Genomic DNA, 14,851 nt, shown 5'->3' with positions numbered 1-14,851 from the left:
CGACTCCGTTGTAGCGAAAAACCTCGTTACATCAATTTCTTATGATCTTCTTATAAGGATCGTAAGAGCACACAGGAGGAAAGCATCATGCGCTGGAACAAGCCCCAGGTCTGCGAAGTCTGCGTCGGCATGGAAGTCACTGCTTACCTGCCGGCCGATTTCTGATCGACCGAGGTCGGGAGCCGCGAGCGATTGGGCAGGAGCGTTTGTCGCGTCATGCAGGTGATCGTTCTCGGTTCAGCGGCCGGCGGCGGCGTTCCCCAGTGGAACTGCCGCTGTCCGGTGTGCCAACTGGCATGGATGGGTGATCCACGGGTCACACCCCGCACCCAGTCGAGCATCGCCGTCTCGGAGGACGGTGCCTCGTGGGTGCTCCTGAATGCCTCGCCCGATCTGCGGGCCCAGATCGCCGCGACCCGGGCGCTTCAGCCTCGGGTGGATGGCCGCGACAGCCCCATTCGCGCCGTCGTCCTCACCAATGGTGACGTGGACCACATCGCCGGTCTGCTGACCTTGCGGGAGCAGCAGGCGTTCGAGGTATACGGCACGGCCGACACGCTCACGCTGATCGCGCAGAACCAGGTCTTCGACGTGGTGTCCAGGGCGCTGGTGCGCCGGGAGCCCGTCTCGTTCGACGTGCCGTTCTCGCCGGTGCCGGGCCTGACCATGGAATTCTTCACCGTGCCCGGCAAGGTGCCGCTCTGGCGCGAGGATGCTTCTCTCGTGATCGGCGAGGAATCCGGCTCCACCGTGGGTGTGACGATCACGTCCGCCGGACGCCGTCTCGTCTACGTGCCTGGCTGTGCCGCCGTGACGGATGGCCTGCGCCGGCGCATCGCCGGGGCCGACCTTCTGTTCTTCGACGGCACGCTCTACCGCGACGACGAGATGATCACCGCCGGCATCGGCACCAAGACGGGCGCGCGCATGGGGCACCTCTCCATGTCCGGCACGGATGGCACGGTGGCGCTGCTTGCCGATCTGCCGGTGGCGCGCCGGGTGTTCATTCACATCAACAACACCAATCCCGCGCTGATCGATGGCTCCGATGAGCACCGCGCCGTGGAATCGGCCGGCTGGACGGTCGCCCGGGATGGAATGGAGTTCACCCTATGAGCGCGCAAGCCACCGTCCGGGTGCTGGCCGAAGCGGCCGATCTTCCCGCCGATTTCCCGCCTTTGCCCGCGCCGCAGGAGCCCCTCTCCCCAGAAGGGCTTGAGGCGGCGCTGCGCGCGGTGGGCGCGACGCGCTACCACAACCTCCACCCCTTCCATAAGCTGCTGCATTCCGGCCGGCTGAACCGCGATCAGGTCCGCGCCTGGGCGCTCAACCGCTACTGTTACCAGTCCGCCATCCCCCGCAAGGATGCGGCGCTGATGGCCCGCTGCGACGACCGCGAGCTGCGCCGGGAATGGCTGCACCGCATCACCGACCATGACGGCTTCGGCGCGGATTCCGGCGGCATCGAGCGCTGGCTGGTGCTGACAGACGGCCTCGGCCTCGACCGGGATTATGTGGTCTCCAGGGAAGGCGCCCTGCCGGCCACCAAGTTCGCGGTGGAAGCCTATGTGCGCTTCGTGGCGGAGAACACCTTGCTGGAGGCGGTGGCCTCCTCGCTCACCGAGTTGTTCGCGCCGGGCATCCATGCCGAGCGCATCTCGGGGATGCTGGAGCACTACGATTTCATCAACGAGACCGTCGTCGCCTATTTCCGCCGCCGCCTCGACCAGGCGCCGAAGGATGCGGACTTCGCCCTCGAATACGTGAAGCAGCACGCCCGCACGGCGGCCGAGCAGCGCGCCGTCATCCGCGCCCTCACCTTCAAGACCGAGGTGCTGTGGGCGCAGCTGGACGCGCTCTATCTCGCCTATGTGGCGCCGGGTTGGCCCGCGCCGGGTGCCTGGCGACCGGGCGTCGCCATCGTCGGGGAATGAGATGCGCGCCGAGGAAACCGACGTTCCGCGCCTGCCCCGTGGCGTGAAGCTCAAATACGATCAGGTGCGCGCCCGCCATGTGCTGCTGGCGCCGGAGCGGGCGTTCGACATCGACGAGATCGCCGCCGCCGTGCTGGAACTGGTGGACGGAAAGCGCACCTGCGCCGAGATCGTGGATGCCCTCGCCGCCCGCTACGACGAAAAGCGCGAGGTGATCGCCGATGACGTCAAGGACATGATCGGCAGCCTCATCGCGCGCCGGGTGATCGAGACATGAGCGGGATCGGCAGCGATATCCGTACCGAGGTGCGCGAGGCGCCCCGCCCGGCGGTGGCGCCCCCGGTCGGCCATCCCATCGGCATCCTCGCCGAGCTGACCCATCGCTGCCCCCTGCGCTGTCCCTATTGCTCCAACCCGCTGGAGCTGGAGCGCCGCGAGGCGGAGCTGGACACCGCCACCTGGAAGCGGGTGCTGAGCGAGGCGGCGGCGCTGGGCATCCTCCACGTCCACCTCTCCGGCGGCGAGCCGACCGCCCGGCCAGACCTCGTGGAGCTGACCGCCCATTGCGCGGCGGAGGGGCTCTACACCAACCTCATCACCTCCGGCATCGGTCGCGCCTCCGGCATGATCGACGCGCTCTCGGATGCGGGGCTCGACCATGTGCAGCTCTCCGTGCAGGGGGCGAGCGCCGAGACCGGCGACCGCATCGGCGGATACAAGGGCGGCCACGCGGCGAAGCTGGAATTCGCCCGCAAGGTCACCGACCTCGGCCTGCCCCTGACGCTCAATGCCGTCATCCATCGCGGCAACATCCATGAGGTGGAGGACATCATCGCCCTTGCCGTGGCGCTGAAGGCCCGCCGGCTGGAGGTGGCGCACACCCAGTATTACGGCTGGGCCTATGCGAACCGCGCTGCCCTCATGCCCGCCCGCCCGGACGTGGATCATTCCGTGGCGCTGGTGGAGGAGGCGCGGCGGCGGCTCGAAGGCATCCTCGTCATCGACATGGTGATCCCGGACTATTACGCCCGCTATCCCAAGCCCTGCTCCGGCGGCTGGGGGCGGCGCACGCTGAATGTCACGCCCACCGGCCGGGTGCTGCCCTGCCATGCGGCGGAAAGCATCCCGAACCTCGAATTCTGGTCCGTGCGCGACCACGCGCTGGGCGATATCTGGCGTGCCTCGCCGGCCTTCAACGCCTTTCGCGGCACCGACTGGATGCGCGAGCCCTGCCGCAGCTGCGACCGGCGGGAGATGGACTTCGGCGGCTGCCGCTGCCAGGCCATGGCGCTGGTGGGTGATGCGGCGGCGACCGACCCGGCCTGCTCGCTCTCGCCCTTCCACGCCCGCGTCGAGGCGCTGGCGACGGGGGAGGCGGCGGCGGTCGCCCCGGATTACGTCTATCGCACCATCGGCGGGGCGCCCGCGAAGACGCCCGAAGGAGCCGCATCGTGAGCCTCAATCGTGCGCTGGGCCTCTGGCTCGTCTCCATGGCCGCCCTGTTCTCCGGCGGCGCCCTCGTGATGCCGCAGGCGGCGAGCGGTGCCGAGGCGCAGGCCGCCTCCCAGCCGGCCACCCCTGACGCGGCGACGCTGCTGTTCGAGGAGCCGCAGCTCGCCAACACCAAGGCCGGCCAGACGCTCACCTATCGATATGCCCGCAAGGTGGCCAATCCCGAACTCGGGGCGACCTTCGAGGATCGCGTGGTTCTCATGATCGAGACGAGCGCGGGCGGGGGCGATGCGCGTGACGTGAAGGTCGATTTCTTCTCGCCGGAGCGCCACCACGCCGCCGGGCCGTTCGAGGGCGTGACCACCAACCCCATGCTGCTTCTTTTCCTCGAGAACCACCTCGGCGACCTGTCGGGGCGGCTCAAGGGGAATCCCCGCTACTTCAAGACCGCCATCCGCACTGCTTTGCGCGATGCCGCCACCGTCACCGCAACCGACCTCACCGTGGGCGGGCAGACGGTGAAGGGCTGGCGCGTCGCGGTGAGCCCGTTCAAGGGCGATCCCAACGCCGCGCGGATGCGCGGGCTCGAAACGCTCGTCTATACGTTCGAGGTGTCGCCGGAGGTTCCCGGCCAGATCGTGCGGCTGGCCATCAAGGCCGAGGCGCCGGGCGGCGCCCTGTGGGAGGAGAGCATCGGTTATGATCCGACGGGCCATTGAGGCCGGCGCCCTGCTGCTCACCCTCTGCGGGGCGGCGGCTGCGGCGAGCGCCAGCGACAACGATTATCCCACCTCCGCGCGCGTCGATTACGTGTTCGGCTGCATGGCCGCCAACGGCCAGACCCGGGAAGCCATGGCGCGCTGTTCCTGCTCGGTGGACACGCTCGCCTCGATCCTGCCCTATGACCATTATGTCGCGGCCGAGACCATTCTCTCCATGCGGCAGGGCGTGGGGCAGGCGGCGAACATCTTCCGCAACACGCCCCAATATGAAGACACCATCGCCGAACTGCGCCGGGCGCAGGCGGAAGCAGAAATCACCTGCTTCAAGTAAATCGTTTCCGCGCCGCACAAATCCTTCTCGCAGGCGCCGCACATGTGACGGGTTTTCGGCTCCGCTTCGCTGTGTTAGCGTCCCCGCCAAGAACAGACGCATGGCGCACGGATCTTTCCGAAGCGCACTGCAACGACAAGCGGGCAACCGCCGCGGCGTCTTGATTGGGTCCATCAATCCCAAGGCAAAGCCATGGCCAGTTACCGCTTGAGTCCCGTTCTCTTCTCGCTTGACCCCCGTTTTGGAGCCGGCTTCGCGCCGATGCTGGGCTTTTGTTCGCCGGCCGTGCCGTGCGACGCCTCTTCCGGGCAGGGGTGAGCCTCATGTCATCGGGCGAAACGACCGAAGCCGATGCCCCCCGCATCGTGCGAGACGTGGTGTGCGGGTTCTGCGGCCTCGGCTGCGACGACATCGAGGTGGCCGTCGCCGGCCGCGTGGTGATGCCGCGCAAGGCCTGCGCCGATGCCGCCCGCCTCCTGGCGCGTGGCGACGTGCCTCCCCCTTCTCCCCGCGTCAACGGCGCGCCCGTAAGCCTTGCCGAGGCTGCGGCGGCTGCGGCGGGCCACCTGAAGGCGGCGCGTGCGTCCGTCTTCTCCGGGCTCGGCGCTGATCTCGAAGGGCACCGGCGGCTCTACGATATCGCCATGACGGCGGGCGCGAGCATTGACCATTCCGCGTCGGCCGGGCTGTTCGCCAATCTCGACCGCCTGGCGCGCCGGGGGTGGATCGCCGCGACGCTCGCCGAAGTGCGCAACCGCTGCGACCTGCTGGTGGTGTTCGGCGATGATCCCGCCGCGAGCTTCGGCCGCCTGTTCGAGCGCATCATGCCGGTGCGCGCGGGCGAAGGCGGCGACGCCGCCCCTTTGTTCGCCCCCTCCGCCCGCCGGGTGGTGATGATCGGCGCGCCGTTCTCGGACGCCTCGCGCAAGGCGCTCGCCGGCCATGAGCTGAGCGAAATCCGCGTGCCGCCCGAACAGGTGGCCACGGCCGGCGCCATGCTGGCGTCCGCCCTCGCCGGCCGCGACATCGGCGCCGTTCCGGTGCTGCCGGGCCTAGCCGGAGCCTCGCTGGCGGAGCTTGCAGGCCTGCTGCGCGCGGCGCGCTACAGCGTCTTCACCTGGAACGCCGCGACACTGCCGGCTTCAGATGCGGCTGCTGTCGCCGGCTCCGCCGCCGAAGCGGTCGACCTCCTCTCTCCCACCACCCGTGCGGCGGTGCTGCCTCTTGGCGGACGCGACAACGTGACGGGCGCCCACCAGCTTGCGCTCTGGCGCTTCGGCTATCCCCTGCGCACGGTGATCGGCGCCGGCACCTCCCGCCACGCGCCGGACCTCTACGCGACCGAAACGGCGCTGGAGGACGCGGACCTCCTGCTCCACGCCAGCGCCTTCCGGCCCGATCCGCCCCCGGACTTCACGGCCGGTCCGGTCATCGCCCTCGCCCATCCCGACACGTCGTTTGCCCGCGAGCCGGACGTGTTCATCCCCGTCGGCACCCCCGGCGTCGATCATCCGGGGCATGTCTTCCGCATGGATTCCGTCGTCTGCCTTCCGCTCCAGGGCCTGCGCCCCGCCGAGCTTCCCAGCGTCGCCGAGGCGGCCTCCGCCATCCTCGCCAACCTTGGGAGGGGCGCATGAGGACGCGCGTCACCGGCGGGCGGGTGTTCGATCCCGCCAACGGCATCATCGACCAGGTGCGCGATGTCGTCGTCGAGGACGGCCGCGTCATCGCCGATCCGGGGCCGGGCGGCAGCGAGGAGGTGGTGAACGCCTCCGGCTGCATCGTACTCGCCGGCGGCATCGACCTGCACAGCCATATCGCTGGCGGCAAGGTGAATCTCGGCCGCCTCCTCATGAACGAGGACCGCGCCCTTTTCCCCGAGCCGTTCGGCGATTTCTGCGGCTGTGGTGGCGGGCGGGCGGCGCCGACCACCCACGCCACCGGCTGCCGCTATTCGCAGATGGGCTATACGGCGGTGTTCGAGCCGGCCGTGGTGGGCGCCAACGCCCGCCATGCCCATCTCGAGATGGCGGACATCCCGAACATCGACACCGGCGGGTTCCTGGTGCTGGGCAATGACGACTTCCTGCTGCGCCTGATCGCCATGGGCGAAGGCCAGCAGGCGATCAATGACTATGTGGCCTGGATGCTCAAGGCGACCCAGAGCTGCGCCATCAAGATCGTCAATCCCGGCGGCATCAACGCCTTCAAGTTCAACGGCCGAAACCTCGATCTGGACGAGGCCGGCCCCTTCTACGACATGACGCCCCGGCGCATCCTCAATACGCTGCAACGGGCGGTGACGGAGCTGGGCGTTCCCCATCCCATCCACCTGCACGGCTGCAACCTCGGCATTCCGGGCAATGTGAAGACCACGCTCGCGACCATGGGGGCGACGGAGGGCTTTCCCCTCCACCTTACCCACATCCAGTTCCACTCCTACGGCACCGAGGGCGACCGCCACTTCTCTTCCGGCGCCGCCGAGATCGCGGAAGCGGTGAACGCCATGCCGCACATCTCGGTGGACGTGGGCCAGATCATGTTCGGCCAGACGGTGACCGCCTCGGCCGACCTCATGTCGCAATACCGCAACCACAACATCGCCGATCCCAAGAAGTGGATCGGCATGGATATCGAAATGGATGCGGCCTGCGGCGTGGTGCCGTTCAACTACCGCGACACGTCCTTCGTGAACGCCCTGCAATGGGCCATCGGGCTTGAGCTGTTCCTGCTCATTGAGGACCCCTGGCGGGTCTACCTCACCACGGACCATCCCAACGGCGGCCCCTTCACCTCCTATCCGCACCTCATCCGCCTGCTGATGGACAAGCCGTTCCGCGACCATCACCTGCGGCAGATCCACAAGGCCGCGCGCTCCCACACCCGGCTTGAAAGCATCGCCCGCGAATACACGCTAGAGGAGATCGCCGTCGTCACCCGCGCCGCGCCGGCCCGCACTTTGGGCCTCAAGGATCGCGGCCACCTCGGCCCCGGCGCGCGGGCGGACGTGGTGCTCTATGAGGATCAGGCCGACCGCGAGGCCATGTTCGCCCACCCGCGTCTCGTGATGAAAGACGGCGAGGTCGTGGTGGTGAATGGCGAGATCGTCGCCCTCACCGAAGGGCGCACCTATGCGGTGCATCCGCCCTCCGATCCGTTGATGGACAAGCGTTTGGAGCGGTGGTTCGACGAGGCGGTGGGCCTGAAATCCAGCCATTACCAGATCGCCGACAGCGAAATCCGCGGCGGCCAGGGCCCCGAGATCGTGGAGCTGAAGCCGTGAGCGCGCCGGCCCCCCTCATCATCAACGGCGTCGAGATTCGCGACAGCTTCGCCGAGGCGTTTCCCATGGCGGGGACGCGCCTGATCATCACCGCCGATACGCCGCGCTGGGCGCATACGGCGGCGGCGAGCCTCACGGGGTTCGCGACCTCGGTCATCGGTTGTGGTTGTGAGGCGGCTATCGAACGGGAGATTCCCGCCGCCGAGACGCCGGACGGGCGCCCCGGCTATGCCGTGCTCATCTTCGCCATGTCCCTCAAGGACCTTAAGAAGATCGTGCCGCTTCGGGCCGGCCAATGCGTGCTCACCTCGCCCACCTCGGCGCTTTATGCGGGCCTTCAGGGCGGCGCCGCCGTGCCGCTCGGCAAGGCGCTGCGCTATTTCGGTGATGGCCACCAGATATCGAAAAACCTTGGTGGCAGCCGCATTTGGCGCATTCCCGTGATGGAGGGCGAGTTCGTCTGCGACGAGATCGTCGGCTCGACCACGGCGGCGGTGGGGGGCGGCAACTTCCTCATTCTCGCCCGCTCGCGCCCGGCGGCCCTTGCGGCTGCGGAGGCTGCGGTGGCGGCCATGGGGCAGGTGCGCGGCGCCATCATGCCCTTCCCCGGCGGGGTCGTGCGCTCCGGCTCCAAGGTTGGGTCCAAATATGCCGGCCTGATCGCCTCCTCCAACGAGGCCTATTGCCCGACCCTGCGCGGCATCGCCAAGACTGCTTTGCCGGCTGAAGTTGAGAGCGTGCTGGAAATCGTCATCGACGGCCTGAGCGAGGGCGAGGTGGCGGACAGCATGCGCGCCGGCATCACCGCCGTGTGCGGCCTCGGTGCCGCGGGCGGGGTGGTGGCGGTGGATGCCGGCAATTACGGCGGCAACCTCGGACCCTTCCATTTCAAGCTGCATCAACTGATGGCGCCGGTTTCCGGCGCGACCCCGGAGGCGGGACGATGAGCGGATTCCGCCTGACCTTGAAAGCCCCCCTCGCCGCGCGGGTGGATGCATCGAGCCTTCTGCCCGCGGCGCTGGCTGGCGCGAACGTGGCCGATGTGGCGGCCCGCAGCCTGCCGTTCGGGACCGGCACGGCTCTGCTGGGCGACCTATTCGCGGTGGAGGCCACCGAACAGGACGGGCTCGTCATCTCCGGAGATCGGCGGCTCGACCATGTGGGCGCCGGCATGACCGCCGGTGAGGTTCGGATCGAGGGCAGCGTCGGCGCGGCGGCGGGCGCGGGCATGAGCGGCGGGCGTCTCACCATCTCGGGAGATGCCGGAGATGGGCTCGCCGCCGGCCTAAGTGGCGGGCGGATCGAGGTTTTCGGCAATGCCGGCGACCGCGTCGGCGGCCCGCAGCCGGGCGAGCGGCAAGGCATGCGGGGCGGTGTCGTTTCCATCGCCGGCTCGGTGGGGGACGGCCTGGGCGCGCGGCTGCGTGGCGGCCTGATCCTGGTGGGCGGCAATGCCGGGACGTGTGCGGCTGACGGCTTGTTAGCCGGCACATTGGCGATTGCGGGACGGCTTGGTCCCGGCGCGGGCCGTGGCATGAAGCGGGGTACCGTCCTCGTGGCCACCGCTCCCGATGCCCTGGCGCCGGGCTTTATCGAGGCCGGCCCTCAGGATTTCATAGCCTTGAAGCTGCTGGCCAGACGGGTGCCGGACTTAGCTGCGCTGTTCGGCGGGCAGTTGTCAGGCAGGGCGGTGCGGCTCGTCGGCAACCGGCTGGCCGGCGGAGAAGGCGAAATCCTCGTCCTGAATTGAGCCGACAAAATATCTTCGACATAAACACAAAGAGGAACGCCTCGATGCGCGCACTGCTCGTTTCCGCAGCTCTGCTTCTCACTGCAACTGGCGCGGCCCATGCCGATCCGGATGTGGCCAAAGGCGAGACGATTTTCAAGAAATGCATGGCCTGCCATGCGGTTGGCCCGGATGCGAAGGTCAAGGTGGGGCCGCCGCTGAACGGAATCGTCGGGGCCAAGTGGGCGCACTTCGAAGGCTATGCCTATTCCCAGGACCTCAAGGACGGCGCCGCCGCCGGCAAGGTGTGGGACGACGCCAACCTGAACGACTATATCGAGAACCCCAAGCATCTGGCGCCGAAGGGGAAAATGGCATTCGCCGGCATCAAGAGCGAGCCGGAGCGGGCAGACCTCATAGCCTTTCTCGCCCAGTTCAAGCCCGATGGCAGCAAGTGACGATATAGCCGGCTAACTGAATGCGAGCCGCGCCACGGCTACGGCCGGGGCGCAATCGGCGGCGAGGCCTGCCAGACGGGTGTCGCCCGACAGCAGCAGCCCGGCGTGCAGATAGGGGCGACCCACCCTCTGGGCCAGTCTTCCGACCAGGAAGCGGCCCACCCCCGCCCCGATCAAGGGCGCATCCGGGGACACGCCTCCGGCCGAGAAGACCTGCGCGAGCGCCATGTGGAGGCGGTGCATTTGCACCTCCGCCGCCGCCGCCGCGAGGGCCTTTGCCTCGGCCATCGTCGATGGTCCAAGATCGCGCCCCACCATGCGCAAAAGCCTGCGGGCGCTGGCTTCGCACGTCTTCTCCCCGCCATCGGCGGCAGGATGAAGGTCCGCCCCGTCCGGCAGTTCGCCCGTCAGCCGATGCATGTCGGCCGTGGTCGCGAAATGCTCCGCCATGAGCGGAACCAACCGCCCGCGAAACGGCAGTGACTGCGCCAGCGCCATCACCGGCGTGCGCGCGACGCCGGAATAGACCAGCTCTCCCGTCTCCAGCCGGGCGGCATCCGAATAGCCACGAAAGCAAGGTTGCGAGCCGGCAAATGGAATGAGGTCGGTAGTCGTCGATCCGATATCGGCGAGGATGCCGTCGCCTGCGATCGCGGCCAAGGCCGCAGCGGTGGCGTGCCAGTTGGCAGAGGCGATATCAGAGGTATTCAGATGGGCTTCGGACAGGCTGACAAAACCGGCTCGACCCGCATAAATGCGGGTGTCAGCTCCCAGTAGCACCCCCAATTCGGTGGCGATATCGATGACACCGGTGGCCCTGTCAGGCCAGAGGTCGACGAGTTCGCCCGTCATCGTCACCACGGACCGTCCGGAGACGGGGGGCATGCTCGCCATCGCCGACCGCAGCCGGTCGAGACCCTGCCAGAGGGCGCAGGGTGCGAGGTGGATGGATACCAGCGATCCATCGGGCGCCAGGACCGCCCGCTTGAGGTGGGCGCCGCCCACGTCCCAGCCGATGAGGAGGTTGCTCATGTAAGGGCCAGCTCCACGGTCACGGCAGGACGGGACGCCCCAGCAGCGCCGGCCGCGAAGGTCGCGAGGAGGGTGGCGGGGTTCAGGCCCAGCGCCCGGCCGAGGCCGGCATAGGCGGTGGTGAGGCGGGGGTTGATCTCCACCACCACGGGCTCTGCCTCGGTCAAGATAATGTCGATGCCGATGAAGCCGTCGAGGCCGGGGCAGGCTGCGACCACCTGCCGGGTCAGCCCGGCCAGTTGCCCGTCGTCCTCCTGCGCCCCCACGGTGAGGCCGGAGAGGGAGAGGCGGCCGTCCTGGACCACGATGTGCTGCCGGTTCACGGTGAGGAGGCGTGCCTCCCCCGCCTGCACCAGAACGCAGAGGCTGGCGGCCTCCCCTGCCACATAAGGCTGGATCACGACGCCCTCCGTCGCCTCCGGGGTGGCCGGCACGCCGGCGGGCCAGAGGAAGGTGGCGTCGCAGCCGGCGCCGTCGTCCGGCTTGGTGATGCGGGCGCCGGGAATGTCGGGTGCCTCGGCCAGAGGATAGGTGGGGATGTGCGGCACGCCCGCGGCGGCAAGGCGGCGGGCGGTCTCCAGCTTGCTGGTCGCGATCAGGATGGCCTCGGGTGTGGAGGCCAGAACCGGCTTGCCGCTCGCCGCCAGCATGCGCACCAGATCGGCGAGGATGCCGCCGGTCTCCGGCGCTACCGGCCAGATCACATCCGCCTCGTCCGCGAGCTGCCGCCACAGCACCCAGGCGCTGGTGTCGAGCCCCACGCGAATCGCGCCCGCCAGCGGCTGGCGCTCGTCGCAGGTGGTGAGGATGTCCGGCGGCGTGGGCAGGGCCGCGAGGTCGGCCAGCATGGCGTCGCGAATCAGCGCCGCCTCGGCGGCAAGGCTGGGCGGCAGGGTCTCGCGCCGCATGCCGCCCGCGGTCACATATTCCAGCACCAGAACGCGCATGTCGGTCTCCGGCGCCGCTCAGGCGCTCACCCGCTCACCGATGAGGCAGGCGGCCAGCGGCTCGGCCATGTTGCGGCCGGTGGCGTCGAACAGGCCGTGCCAGGCCGGCATGGAATTCACCTCCAGCACCTTCAGCCGCCCCTCCGCATCGCGGATGAGGTCGACGCCGGCATAGCTGGCACCCACGGCCGCCGCGGCGCGCACGGCATAGTCCGCCAGAAGTCCCTCCGCCGCCACCTCCGCTCCGGTGGCGCCCTGATGGATGTTGGTGATCCAGCCTTTCGCCCGGCGGGCCATGGCTGCCTCGGCCCGGGCACCCACCACGAACACGCGGAAATCCTCGTGAATGGCATCCGGCCCGCCCTGGGCCGGGGCCGACACGAAATCCTGCAAATAATAGACGCCGCCCACCTGTTCCGACTCCGGCAGCGCGCCCTTCGGCGGAATGCGCTCCAGCCCGCGACCCTGCGCGCCAAACAGTGGCTTCAGCACGCTGTCGCCGGGGGCTGAGTCCACCAGCATGCGGGCGGTGGCGGCGTCTTCCATCACGAGGGTGCGGGGCGTCGGCAGGCCCGCATGGGCGAGGAGGAAGGTGGTGGCGCTCTTGTCCACGCAGCGCTCGATGGCGCGGGCATCGTTCATCACGCGGACCCCCAGCGCGGCCAGCGCATGCAGCACGCCGAGCCGGTGGGTCACCTGCTCCAGCGTGCCGGCGGGCACCGAGCGCACGAAGCAGGCCTCCGGCAGATCGTCGCCGAAGCCGGGCAGCAGGAGCCCGTGCGCGGTCTCGCCCACGGCGAAGCCGCAGGCGCGCAGCGAGACGATGCGGGGCTTCACGCCCCGCGCCTTCAGGGCAGCCACCAGCGAGCGGGTGTGCCAGTCCACCCGCTCGGCGAAGATCACGAAGCCGGCCACCTCACACCCCGAAGGAGCGGGCGATGAGGTTGGCGTCGAAGCCGCCGGCGGTGAAGCTTGTGCCCTGCTCCATGGCCGTCACGGTGACGCGGGCGGGGGAGAACAGCAGCGGGTCCACCTTGTAGAAGTCGCAGTCATAGCCCGCGAAGATCTCGGCGAAGGGCCGGCCATAGTCGCGCGAGGCCAGCGATGGCAGGCGCTTCGCCAGATCCTGCGCGGCCTCGGACGACCCGCGCACGAAGAGCTGCACGTCGCCGCCATAGAGCACCGCGTCGTTGGTGCGCCCCATGGCGGTGAGGAAGTCCGGCGAGGGCGGCGCCACCGGGGCGGAGCCGATGCCATCCACGATGTGCTCCAGCGGGAAGTGCAGCGCGTGCGCCTTGTGCAGCGCCACTTCCAGCACGCGGGCGACGATCTGCACCGTGCCGGCGAGCGACGAGGTGGGGGTGAGGATGAAGGTGACGGCCTCCGGCGTGACGCCGCAGCGGCTCGCCACCTCCTCCACCACCTCGGCGGGCGGGGCGACGCCCGTCTCCAGCACGAGGGCGACGTGATCGCCCCGGTCCCGGCAGCCGAGTTCCGCGAACAGCGGCTCCACCGCCGCCATGGCCCGGCCGGGACCGGAGCCCAGCGCGAAGAAATCCCCGTGGGACAGGCTCCAGCCGGCATACTGGCTGGCAAGGCACGCGGTGACGGGATCGGTGGTGGAAACGCTCACCAGAGTGTCGAAGGGCGAGAAGCGCCCGCCGGGCACGAGCGCCACCTTGCCGAGGCCGCCGAGGCAGATCTCGGCGATGCGCCGCCCGGCCTCCAGCGAGCCGGGCACCGAGATGCCGGCATCGACGATGCGACAACCCAGCGGGCCGGTGGAGACGGCGAGGCGCAGCAGCGTCGCCTCCGTCACCAGTGCCTCCACGAGGGGCGCGACCTGGCGGGCGAGGCTGATGCCGCCGGGCAGCGGGGCCGGGTCGGTGGCGAGGGGGTGAGATGGAGCGGTCTTGGGTGAGGTCATGCCCGCACCTCCTGTGCGCGGCAAACGCCGGCCGTCCCCGCGCGGCGGGCGCGGAGCCGGCGGGGAGAAGACGTGATCGTGCGCATGGTTCAGGCGTCCAGGGTTCTCGCCAGCTCGAACACCACCGGAAGGTCGATGAAGAGCGGGGTGGTGGTCTCGCACATGCGCTTCAGCAGGGTGTGCTGGACCGCGTATTTGAGATTGCCGATGGCGAGGGCGCCGATCCCGATGCCGTGGGGCAACTGAGCCGCCGCATCATGGGCGCCGATGCCGGCGATGCCGGCGGGGGGCACGGCGTTCACATCCGCCGCCACGATGAGGTTCTTCGCGGCTTCGAGGTGCGCGGCGTTGAGGATTTCCACGCCCGCCTTGCCGGTGGCGAGGATGACCTCGGCGGAGGGCACCAGCGCCGCCTTGTCCGCATCGGTCACGGCGGCGGTGCAGGCGACGTCGAGGCCGAAGCGGGTCTTGATGTCCCGCGCCTTCTCCTCCACCGCCGCGACCTCGCGATGGCTGACGAGGGTCACGTCCGCCCCGGCGCTCGCGGCGATCACGGCGGCCACCGAGCCCACCACGCCGGTGGCGCCGTAGATCTGCACCTTGGCGCCCTTCAATCCGTCGGGGCGGACCTTCACCAGCGCCTGCTCCACCTTGGCGATCATGGCGGCCGCCGTGGTGAAGGAGCCGGCCGGATCGGGGAAGATGGAAATCTCGAAGGGCGGGAAGATGGAGGCCTTCGCGGCGTCCGCCATGTCGAAGGCGAGCGCGGCATCCTTGCCGCCGATGAACAGGCCGGTGCGCGGCGCCGCCTGCGGGGCGCGGGAGAACATCATGTCCTGCGTCAGGTCGCGGACTTCCTCCAGCTTCACCCGCGAATATTGCGCGATGGTGAGGTAGCCGGCGTCGGCGGCCATGTTCACGTCGAACGGGCTCACATGCGCGAGCGGCGTGATGATGTGGAGGATGGGGGGAATAGAGGCGGAATCCGCCATGGGTCAGCTCCGTGCCAAGGGAAACATAAGCGGGTGGCTTCGCT

General features: G+C 69.2%; 17 protein-coding genes. 12 read left to right on the top strand and 5 right to left on the bottom strand.

The window, feature by feature from the left end; genetic code table 11:
• Positions 1-87: 87 nt before the first annotated feature.
• From pqqA to J2126_RS11360, 12 genes are all read left to right on the top strand, one after another.
• Positions 88-165, top strand: a complete 78-nt coding sequence (pqqA, locus tag J2126_RS25940; RefSeq protein WP_081437156.1) for a pyrroloquinoline quinone precursor peptide PqqA — start codon at positions 88-90, stop codon at positions 163-165.
• Positions 166-216: 51 nt separating this feature from the next.
• Positions 217-1,116 (top strand): pyrroloquinoline quinone biosynthesis protein PqqB, encoded by a 900-nt coding sequence (gene pqqB / locus J2126_RS11410; protein WP_209486940.1) that lies wholly within the window; start codon positions 217-219, stop codon positions 1,114-1,116.
• A complete protein-coding gene (gene pqqC, locus J2126_RS11405) occupies positions 1,113-1,934 on the top strand; it encodes a pyrroloquinoline-quinone synthase PqqC (protein ID WP_245327279.1) in 822 nt (273 codons plus the stop codon). The genes pqqB and pqqC overlap by 4 nt, the downstream gene beginning before the upstream one ends.
• A gap of 1 nt (position 1,935) precedes the next feature.
• Positions 1,936-2,211: a pyrroloquinoline quinone biosynthesis peptide chaperone PqqD gene (pqqD, locus tag J2126_RS11400; RefSeq protein WP_209486938.1), complete on the top strand. Its 276-nt coding sequence runs from the start codon at positions 1,936-1,938 to the stop codon at positions 2,209-2,211.
• Entirely contained in the window at positions 2,208-3,389 is a 1,182-nt protein-coding gene (gene pqqE, locus J2126_RS11395) for a pyrroloquinoline quinone biosynthesis protein PqqE (protein WP_209486936.1), read from the top strand. Before pqqD ends, pqqE begins: the two co-directional genes overlap by 4 nt.
• On the top strand, positions 3,386-4,105 hold the full coding sequence (locus tag J2126_RS11390; protein ID WP_209486934.1) for a hypothetical protein: 720 nt from the start codon (positions 3,386-3,388) through the stop codon (positions 4,103-4,105). Before pqqE ends, J2126_RS11390 begins: the two co-directional genes overlap by 4 nt.
• Positions 4,086-4,439 (top strand): hypothetical protein, encoded by a 354-nt coding sequence (locus J2126_RS11385; protein WP_209486933.1) that lies wholly within the window; start codon positions 4,086-4,088, stop codon positions 4,437-4,439. The genes J2126_RS11390 and J2126_RS11385 overlap by 20 nt, the downstream gene beginning before the upstream one ends.
• Before the next feature lie 323 nt (positions 4,440-4,762).
• Complete coding sequence (locus tag J2126_RS11380) at positions 4,763-6,076, top strand: formylmethanofuran dehydrogenase (protein WP_209486931.1); 1,314 nt, start codon at positions 4,763-4,765, stop codon at positions 6,074-6,076.
• Positions 6,073-7,722, top strand: coding sequence for a formylmethanofuran dehydrogenase subunit A (locus J2126_RS11375; protein WP_209486929.1), 1,650 nt, complete (start codon positions 6,073-6,075; stop codon positions 7,720-7,722). Before J2126_RS11380 ends, J2126_RS11375 begins: the two co-directional genes overlap by 4 nt.
• On the top strand, positions 7,719-8,669 hold the full coding sequence (fhcD, locus tag J2126_RS11370; RefSeq protein WP_209486927.1) for a formylmethanofuran--tetrahydromethanopterin N-formyltransferase: 951 nt from the start codon (positions 7,719-7,721) through the stop codon (positions 8,667-8,669). The genes J2126_RS11375 and fhcD overlap by 4 nt, the downstream gene beginning before the upstream one ends.
• Positions 8,666-9,472, top strand: a complete 807-nt coding sequence (locus J2126_RS11365; protein WP_209486917.1) for a formylmethanofuran dehydrogenase subunit C — start codon at positions 8,666-8,668, stop codon at positions 9,470-9,472. The genes fhcD and J2126_RS11365 overlap by 4 nt, the downstream gene beginning before the upstream one ends.
• A 44-nt stretch (positions 9,473-9,516) precedes the next feature.
• The gene (locus tag J2126_RS11360) at positions 9,517-9,909 is read left to right on the top strand and encodes a c-type cytochrome (RefSeq protein ID WP_209486915.1); all 393 of its coding nucleotides are present in this window, start codon (positions 9,517-9,519) and stop codon (positions 9,907-9,909) included.
• Positions 9,910-9,921: 12 nt separating this feature from the next.
• Here J2126_RS11360 and J2126_RS11355 read toward each other — a convergent pair whose 3' ends face one another.
• The 5 genes from J2126_RS11355 to J2126_RS11335 all read right to left on the bottom strand — a co-directional run bounded on the left by J2126_RS11355 (position 9,922) and on the right by J2126_RS11335 (position 14,807).
• On the bottom strand, positions 9,922-10,941 hold the full coding sequence (locus J2126_RS11355; RefSeq protein WP_209486913.1) for a hydantoinase/oxoprolinase family protein: 1,020 nt from the start codon (positions 10,939-10,941) through the stop codon (positions 9,922-9,924).
• Positions 10,938-11,888: an ATP-grasp domain-containing protein gene (locus tag J2126_RS11350; RefSeq protein WP_245327278.1), complete on the bottom strand. Its 951-nt coding sequence runs from the start codon at positions 11,886-11,888 to the stop codon at positions 10,938-10,940. The genes J2126_RS11355 and J2126_RS11350 overlap by 4 nt, the downstream gene beginning before the upstream one ends.
• An 18-nt stretch (positions 11,889-11,906) precedes the next feature.
• Positions 11,907-12,803 carry a RimK family alpha-L-glutamate ligase gene (locus J2126_RS11345; RefSeq protein ID WP_209486911.1) on the bottom strand — a complete coding sequence of 299 codons (897 nt, stop codon included), beginning with the start codon at positions 12,801-12,803 and terminating at the stop codon, positions 11,907-11,909.
• Between the two features lies 1 nt (position 12,804).
• Positions 12,805-13,815: a methenyltetrahydromethanopterin cyclohydrolase gene (gene mch, locus J2126_RS11340; RefSeq protein WP_209486903.1), complete on the bottom strand. Its 1,011-nt coding sequence runs from the start codon at positions 13,813-13,815 to the stop codon at positions 12,805-12,807.
• Positions 13,816-13,904: 89 nt separating this feature from the next.
• Positions 13,905-14,807 carry an NAD(P)-dependent methylenetetrahydromethanopterin dehydrogenase gene (locus J2126_RS11335; RefSeq protein ID WP_209486901.1) on the bottom strand — a complete coding sequence of 301 codons (903 nt, stop codon included), beginning with the start codon at positions 14,805-14,807 and terminating at the stop codon, positions 13,905-13,907.
• Between the last annotated feature and the right edge of the window lie 44 nt (positions 14,808-14,851).

The organism is Xanthobacter flavus (genome assembly GCF_017875275.1).
GTDB classification, from domain to species: domain Bacteria; phylum Pseudomonadota; class Alphaproteobacteria; order Rhizobiales; family Xanthobacteraceae; genus Xanthobacter; species Xanthobacter flavus_A.
Note: the sequence above shows the minus strand (reverse complement) of the source record. Positions and strands in the feature narration are given on the sequence as shown.

Excerpts from the sequence above, each read along its gene's own strand:
- J2126_RS11385 (WP_209486933.1), top strand. The coding sequence starts at position 4,086 with ATGATCCGACGGGCCATTGAGGCCGGCGCCCTGCTGCTCACCCTCTGC.
- J2126_RS11350 (WP_245327278.1), bottom strand. The coding sequence starts at position 11,888 with ATGCGCGTTCTGGTGCTGGAATATGTGACCGCGGGCGGCATGCGGCGC.
- pqqC (WP_245327279.1), top strand. The coding sequence starts at position 1,113 with ATGAGCGCGCAAGCCACCGTCCGGGTGCTGGCCGAAGCGGCCGATCTT.
- J2126_RS11355 (WP_209486913.1), bottom strand. The coding sequence starts at position 10,941 with ATGAGCAACCTCCTCATCGGCTGGGACGTGGGCGGCGCCCACCTCAAG.
- J2126_RS11360 (WP_209486915.1), top strand. The coding sequence starts at position 9,517 with ATGCGCGCACTGCTCGTTTCCGCAGCTCTGCTTCTCACTGCAACTGGC.
- J2126_RS11375 (WP_209486929.1), top strand. The coding sequence starts at position 6,073 with ATGAGGACGCGCGTCACCGGCGGGCGGGTGTTCGATCCCGCCAACGGC.
- pqqE (WP_209486936.1), top strand. The coding sequence starts at position 2,208 with ATGAGCGGGATCGGCAGCGATATCCGTACCGAGGTGCGCGAGGCGCCC.
- mch (WP_209486903.1), bottom strand. The coding sequence starts at position 13,815 with ATGACCTCACCCAAGACCGCTCCATCTCACCCCCTCGCCACCGACCCG.
- pqqB (WP_209486940.1), top strand. The coding sequence starts at position 217 with ATGCAGGTGATCGTTCTCGGTTCAGCGGCCGGCGGCGGCGTTCCCCAG.
- J2126_RS11380 (WP_209486931.1), top strand. The coding sequence starts at position 4,763 with ATGTCATCGGGCGAAACGACCGAAGCCGATGCCCCCCGCATCGTGCGA.
- pqqA (WP_081437156.1), top strand. The coding sequence starts at position 88 with ATGCGCTGGAACAAGCCCCAGGTCTGCGAAGTCTGCGTCGGCATGGAA.
- J2126_RS11335 (WP_209486901.1), bottom strand. The coding sequence starts at position 14,807 with ATGGCGGATTCCGCCTCTATTCCCCCCATCCTCCACATCATCACGCCG.
- pqqD (WP_209486938.1), top strand. The coding sequence starts at position 1,936 with ATGCGCGCCGAGGAAACCGACGTTCCGCGCCTGCCCCGTGGCGTGAAG.
- J2126_RS11365 (WP_209486917.1), top strand. The coding sequence starts at position 8,666 with ATGAGCGGATTCCGCCTGACCTTGAAAGCCCCCCTCGCCGCGCGGGTG.